The organism is Serratia sp. Res13-Sevr-LER1-36-b (assembly GCF_015673035.1).
Lineage (GTDB): Bacteria > Pseudomonadota > Gammaproteobacteria > Enterobacterales > Enterobacteriaceae > Chania > Chania fonticola_C.
The window spans coordinates 1-6,359 of the sequence record NZ_JADACK010000030.1 but is presented as its reverse complement, the minus strand read 5'-3'; the positions used below and the strand labels follow the sequence as shown (position 1 = coordinate 6,359).

Annotated in this window: 5 protein-coding genes, 4 tRNA genes and 1 rRNA gene; 8 read left to right on the top strand and 2 right to left on the bottom strand. The window is 50.7% G+C overall.

Translation table 11 applies throughout. From position 1 onward, the window contains the following. Positions 1-45: 45 nt before the first annotated feature. The 3 genes from rrf to birA all read left to right on the top strand — a co-directional run bounded on the left by rrf (position 46) and on the right by birA (position 2,786). Positions 46-161: ribosomal RNA gene (rrf, locus tag IMQ33_RS19830) — 5S ribosomal RNA — on the top strand. Positions 162-789: 628 nt separating this feature from the next. Then, entirely contained in the window at positions 790-1,827 is a 1,038-nt protein-coding gene (gene murB / locus IMQ33_RS19825) for a UDP-N-acetylmuramate dehydrogenase (RefSeq protein ID WP_098929073.1), read from the top strand. Continuing rightward, complete coding sequence (gene birA, locus IMQ33_RS19820; RefSeq protein WP_098929072.1) at positions 1,824-2,786, top strand: bifunctional biotin--[acetyl-CoA-carboxylase] ligase/biotin operon repressor BirA; 963 nt, start codon at positions 1,824-1,826, stop codon at positions 2,784-2,786. The genes murB and birA overlap by 4 nt, the downstream gene beginning before the upstream one ends. Positions 2,787-2,827: 41 nt before the next feature. Here the strand turns inward: birA and coaA are convergent, their stop codons facing one another. Continuing rightward, on the bottom strand, positions 2,828-3,778 hold the full coding sequence (gene coaA / locus IMQ33_RS19815; protein ID WP_021808140.1) for a type I pantothenate kinase: 951 nt from the start codon (positions 3,776-3,778) through the stop codon (positions 2,828-2,830). Between the two features lie 220 nt (positions 3,779-3,998). After that, positions 3,999-4,547, bottom strand: coding sequence for an N-acetyltransferase (locus tag IMQ33_RS19810; protein WP_065686234.1), 549 nt, complete (start codon positions 4,545-4,547; stop codon positions 3,999-4,001). 393 nt (positions 4,548-4,940) lie between these two features. Here IMQ33_RS19810 and IMQ33_RS19805 point away from each other — a divergent pair. From IMQ33_RS19805 to IMQ33_RS19785, 5 genes are all read left to right on the top strand, one after another. Beyond that, positions 4,941-5,016: transfer RNA gene (locus tag IMQ33_RS19805), tRNA-Thr, on the top strand. Positions 5,017-5,041: 25 nt separating this feature from the next. Beyond that, positions 5,042-5,126 (top strand) — tRNA-Tyr (locus IMQ33_RS19800). Between the two features lie 195 nt (positions 5,127-5,321). Next, positions 5,322-5,396: transfer RNA gene (locus IMQ33_RS19795), tRNA-Gly, on the top strand. 6 nt (positions 5,397-5,402) lie between these two features. After that, a tRNA-Thr gene (locus tag IMQ33_RS19790) sits at positions 5,403-5,478 on the top strand. 111 nt (positions 5,479-5,589) lie between these two features. Next, a partial coding sequence (locus IMQ33_RS19785; protein WP_196062629.1) for an elongation factor Tu occupies positions 5,590-6,359 on the top strand: 770 nt, incomplete at its 3' end.

The following is a 6,359-nucleotide window of genomic DNA, read 5'->3' as shown; positions in this document are numbered from 1 at the left end:
TGATGGCGACACGAGAGTGAAGCGGTTGGAATGAAACAGAATTTGCCTGGCGGCAATAGCGCGGTGGTCCCACCTGACCCCATGCCGAACTCAGAAGTGAAACGCCGTAGCGCCGATGGTAGTGTGGGGTCTCCCCATGCGAGAGTAGGACACTGCCAGGCATCAAATAAGTAGAAAGCCTCATGCGAAAGCATGGGGCTTTTTGCTATGGGTCAAAAACAGAAAATGGCAGTGAAAACCCCTCACCCCAGCCCTCACCCCAGCCCTCTCCCAATGCAACGACCGGGAGCACCCTGAATACTTGTGTAGGGGAGAGGGAGCAGTCCGGCGTCGTGGATGAGCCTGTGCCGCTTCGGCAAGTCGGTGTCGTGAACCCCATTGCAGAAAGAATGAGTAATATCAGCGAGCTCGATCGGTTCCCTCTCCTGGGGGAGAGGGTTAGGGTGAGGGGACATTACTCGGCTATCCCGAATTATCTCCTCATTGGTAAATGATTAAATATAACCGGGTTCCCACCTGGAAATATTCATGAAATTTTTAGTTCCAAACCCGCCTGGCTAATTCATACATATCATTAATGCTGATAGATTTTATATAACTCAGACTTCTGCAAGAGTCGAGATAATGTAATTATCATATTATCATGATTTACAAGGATATTTTTAATAGCCTATGAAGCTGGCGGTTATTAGCTAACAAGAAATTACAAGTGAATAAAAACAAATAATAGCCATGCGCGGTGGATCGAGTAGACTAGATGATAATTTGTTCCGTCAGAGTATTTAAATCATGTCTACTGAAAGCGCGTCTTTAAAACATCACAATACTTTTGCGCTCCCGGTCAACGCAGCGCATTTAGTCATTGCTGAAGAAATTGAAATGATGATTAAAGCCTGGCAGCAAGCGCAAAAGCGCCAAGAGCCACTGCTGGTACTCGGTGAAGGGAGCAACGTGCTGTTCCTGGAGGATTTTGCCGGTACGGTCATGATTAACCAGTTAAAAGGCATCACGGTCAGGGAAGAGCAGGACGCCTGGCATCTGCATGTCAGCGCCGGAGAGAATTGGCACCATCTGGTTAGCCAGATGCTCGAGCGTGGCATCCCCGGGCTGGAAAATCTGGCATTGATCCCAGGTTTGGTCGGTTCGGCCCCGATCCAGAATATCGGGGCGTACGGCATTGAGCTCAAACAGGTCTGTGAGTATGTCGACCTGCTAAACCTGACTACGGGTGAAATCGATCGTATGGATCCTGAACGCTGCCAGTTTGGTTACCGGGAAAGCGTTTTTAAGCATGAGCTTAAGCAAGGCTTCGTGATTGTGGGCGTTGGTTTACGGCTTAGCAAACGGTGGAGCCCATTGCTGAACTACGGCGACCTTACCAAGCTGGATCCCAAGACGGTAACGCCGCAGCAGGTATTTGATGCGGTATGCGCCATGCGGCGCAGCAAGCTACCGGATCCACGTATTACCGGCAATGCAGGCAGCTTCTTTAAAAACCCACTGGTGAGCGGGGAAGCCGCTAAAACGTTATTAGCCCAATATCCTGCGATGCCACATTATCCGCAGCCGGACGGACAAGAAAAATTGGCTGCCGGTTGGTTGATCGATCAGTGTTCACTCAAGGGGCATCAGATCGGTGGCGCAGCGGTGCACCGTCAGCAGGCCTTGGTATTGGTAAATGCCGATAATGCCAGCAGCCAGGATGTTGTGGCACTGGCCAGGCACGTGCGCAATACGGTAGCGTCGAAATTCGATGTCTGGTTAGAACCGGAGGTACGTTTTATAGGGGCCACTGGTGAGCTGGATGCCGTAGAGGTCATTTCATGAGAGATACCACAGTACCACTGAAGATCATCTCCCTACTGGCGGACGGCGAGTTCCACTCTGGCGAACATTTAGGTGAGTCATTGGGCATGAGCCGCGCAGCGATTAACAAGCATATTCAGACCATCCGGGAATGGGGGTTGGATGTGTTCACGGTTCCGGGGAAAGGCTATAGCCTACCTGCGGCGATCAATTTGCTGGATGCTGAGCGTATTCTTGGCTTACTGGAAGACAAGCGGGTCACGGTATTGCCCGTCGTTGATTCAACCAACCAGTATCTGTTGGACAGGCTTGCAGAACTGGCTTCCGGTGATGCCTGTATTGCCGAGTATCAGCAGGCAGGACGTGGTCGACGTGGTCGGCAGTGGATTTCACCCTTCGGTGCCAACCTTTACTTATCCATGTTCTGGCGTCTTGAACAAGGGCCAGCGGCCGCGATGGGGTTGAGCCTGGTTATTGGCATCGTGATGGCAGAAGTGTTGCAGCGTCTCGGTGCAGAACAGGTCCGTGTGAAATGGCCCAATGATTTATACCTTAACGATCGCAAGTTGGCCGGTATTCTGGTTGAGCTGACCGGTAAAACCGGGGATGCAGCCCAGTTGGTGCTGGGAGCGGGTATCAACATGGCGATGCGCGAAACCAACGCCAGTCAGATTGATCAGCGCTGGATCAACCTACAGGAAGCCGGGATCACTATCGATCGCAATGAATTGGCCGCCAAATTGCTTAATGAGCTACGCAATTCATTACGGCAATTTGAAATAGACGGGTTAGCACCCTTTATTTCACGTTGGCGTAAATTAGATAACTTTATCGATCGTCCGGTTAAGCTATTAATCGGTGAACAACAGATTTTCGGTATTGCCCGCGGTATTGATCAGCAGGGTGCATTGCTGCTTGAGCAGGAAGGAGTAATAAAACCCTTTATTGGTGGTGAAATATCTTTGCGGAGTGCTGAATAAGCTAAAATAAGAGAGGCCATTGGCCTCTCTTACGTTATCGATTATTTCCGTAACCGTACACTTTCCACAGCGTGATTGGCACTCTTAGTCATAATCAAGCTGGCTCTCTCGCGAGTTGGTAAAATATTTTGCTGTAAATTCAAGCCATTAATCTCATTCCACAGCTGAGTAGCGATGTTGATCGCCTCCGTTTCCGGCAACTGCGCATAGCTATGGAAATAGGAGTCTGGGTTAGAGAACGCACCCTGACGGAATTTCAGGAAGCGGTTGATATACCAGCTTTGCAATAGATCGCCAGGGGCATCGACATAGATTGAGAAATCAACAAAGTCGGAGACAAATACACGGTGAGGATCGTGTGGATAGTCCATCCCGCTTTGCAAAACATTCAATCCTTCCAGGATCAGAATATCAGGCTGTTCGATAACTTTATTGCCTTCAGGAACGACGTCATAGATCAGGTGAGAATAAACCGGTGCAGTAACACGTTTGGCACCGGATTTAACTTCCGAAACGAATTTCACCAGGCTATGCATATCGTAGGATTGCGGGAACCCTTTCTTCTTCATCAGGCCGCGCTCGTTCAGCACCTTGTTCGGGTGCAGAAAACCGTCTGTGGTGATCAGCTCCACGCTACGATGTTCCGGCCAGCGGCTCAACAATGCCTGCAATAAACGCGCCGTGGTACTTTTACCTACGGCTACGCTGCCAGCAATGCCGATCACATAAGGAATGCGTTGGCCATCTGTGCCAAGGAATTGCTCCAGAACTGCCTGGCGACGCAGGTTCGAACTGATATAGAAGTTCAGCAACCGTGAGAGCGGCAAGTAGATCTGCGCGACTTCTTCCAAGGAGAGATCTTCGTTAATCCCTTTGAGTTTAACAATCTCTTCTTCTGACAGCGTCAGCGGCACCGAATCCCGTAAGGCGGCCCACTGGCTGCGATCGAACTGAAGGTAAGGCGTCGCTAAAGATTGATCTCTTTTTATCATAAGCCAAATTCTGCCTGTTAACGCAGGTTGGGAAAGGCGCTGGACGCCAACTCCAGATAATAATCAAACTGCATATTATAGACAGCTGGCTTTTAGGCGTAGACTTTTTTCGCAATTGTGGTCGATTAGTGGCAGTTTTTACCAATAGTGCGAACAGGCACGCAATTGAGAAAGGCCCTGTTGCAAGGCGGTATCACTGGGCAATGATACCGTTTTCAGGTCAACTAGCGGCGGCGCGAGAGGGTTGCTGAACGGCAAACAGCCGCTTGTAGTAAATCGCCGTAGGATGGTAATACCCGTCGGGAGCCGCGGCGTAATCGGGTATCTCTCCGAGGCAACGATAGCCCAACGAGCGATACAGTCCTTCGGCTGCGGAACCGGCCTGGGTGTCCAGATAAAGCAGGCCACGGCGGATCTCAAGCGCCATTTTTTCCAGCGCTTTCATCAACGCCTGGCCAACGCCATTGCGGCGGGCGCGGCTGTGCACCAGCAGTTTTTGTACTTCGGCCCGGTTTCGGCCGTTCGGCTTTTGACACAGGGCTAGTTGGACGGTGCCAATGACGCCGCTTTCATCTCTGGCAATCCACAATAGCAACTCTCCTTTGGCCAAAGCAGGGCGTAGGCTATGGAAGTAGCTCTCGGCATCTTCGTGGGGAATTTGCGTGTCGTAACCTACTGAAGCCCCGTGAGTGACCGCATCGGTGAGCAACTGCGCCAGCTCGGCGCGGTAAATGGGAAGCGTTGCCGCATTGATCAGGACAATTTTCATCGGTCATACCTCCTTGCAATTAGGGATAATGAAGATAAGCAATAAGCGCGCCAATGCGGCTAACCTGTACGGGGGCCGTTAGTCCAGGGACGAAAGCGGTATATCGGCACCATCGGAGAGCACCGTCCTCTTTGTGGTGCACTACCCCGATAGCCGCTTTCAACCGATAGGCTATCCTTGATTGAGCGATACGACAAAGTGCAGGGAAAGCATCAGTAGGGTAGGTCTAAAATAGTTTAGATTAATGCCCATAATTGATGAAATTTTGCGCCTCAACGGTAAAAAATTGCGAGCCGGATGCAGAAATCGGCTGATTTATGAGCGATAGGGCTTAGATCGCAATTTTTTTGTTGCATAGCCCGTCAGCTCTACCTAGAATGCGCTGCACTTGATGCCGGCTTAGCTCAGTAGGTAGAGCAACTGACTTGTAATCAGTAGGTCACCAGTTCGATTCCGGTAGCCGGCACCATTCAAGTATAAAGTAGTTAAAATCTGGTGGGGTTCCCGAGCGGCCAAAGGGAGCAGACTGTAAATCTGCCGTCACAGACTTCGAAGGTTCGAATCCTTCCCCCACCACCATATTAGACCCGAGGCACTGGGTCACACCGAGCGGTAATGCTGAATCAAGCGCCGGTCGGGGAAGGTGAAAACCTTCAAACAGTTCGCGCCGCGTAACGGAAGTTGCTGGCACGAAGGGTGAAGAGTTAAGCGACGAACAATCCTTCTCTCCGCCTTTAAAGTCTACAGAAAAGTCAGGTAGCCGAGTTCCAGGATGCGGGCATCGTATAATGGCTATTACCTCAGCCTTCCAAGCTGATGATGTGGGTTCGATTCCCACTGCCCGCTCCAAGATGTGCTGATATAGCTCAGTTGGTAGAGCGCACCCTTGGTAAGGGTGAGGTCGGCAGTTCGAATCTGCCTATCAGCACCACTTCTTAATTTCTCGCCCCCTGATTTTCTTTCTGTTTCCTGAATTCAACAAGCAAATGCTTGGTTGATGTGGTGATACCACCGATTTATCCGTGTCTTAGAGGGACAATCGATGTCTAAAGAAAAATTTGAACGTTCAAAACCGCACGTTAACGTCGGTACTATCGGCCACGTTGACCACGGCAAAACTACCCTGACTGCTGCAATCACTACCGTTCTGGCTAAAACCTACGGTGGTTCTGCACGTGCTTTCGACCAGATCGACAACGCGCCAGAAGAGAAGGCTCGTGGTATCACCATCAACACTTCTCACGTTGAATATGACACCCCGACTCGTCACTACGCGCACGTTGACTGCCCAGGGCACGCCGACTACGTGAAAAACATGATCACCGGTGCTGCTCAGATGGACGGCGCTATCCTGGTTGTAGCTGCAACTGACGGCCCTATGCCTCAGACTCGTGAGCACATCCTGCTGGGTCGTCAGGTTGGCGTTCCTTACATCATCGTATTCATGAACAAATGCGACATGGTTGATGATGAAGAGCTGCTGGAACTGGTAGAAATGGAAGTTCGTGAACTTCTGTCTGCTTATGACTTCCCTGGTGATGACCTGCCGGTTGTTCGTGGTTCAGCGCTGAAAGCACTGGAAGGCGAAGCTGAGTGGGAAGCTAAAATCATCGAGCTGGCTGGTCACCTGGATTCTTACATCCCAGAACCAGAGCGTGCTATCGATCAGCCGTTCCTGCTGCCAATCGAAGACGTATTCTCCATCTCCGGTCGTGGTACCGTAGTTACCGGTCGTGTTGAGCGCGGTATCGTTAAAGTTGGCGAAGAAGTTGAAATCGTTGGTATCAAAGACACCGTTAAGTCTACCTGTAC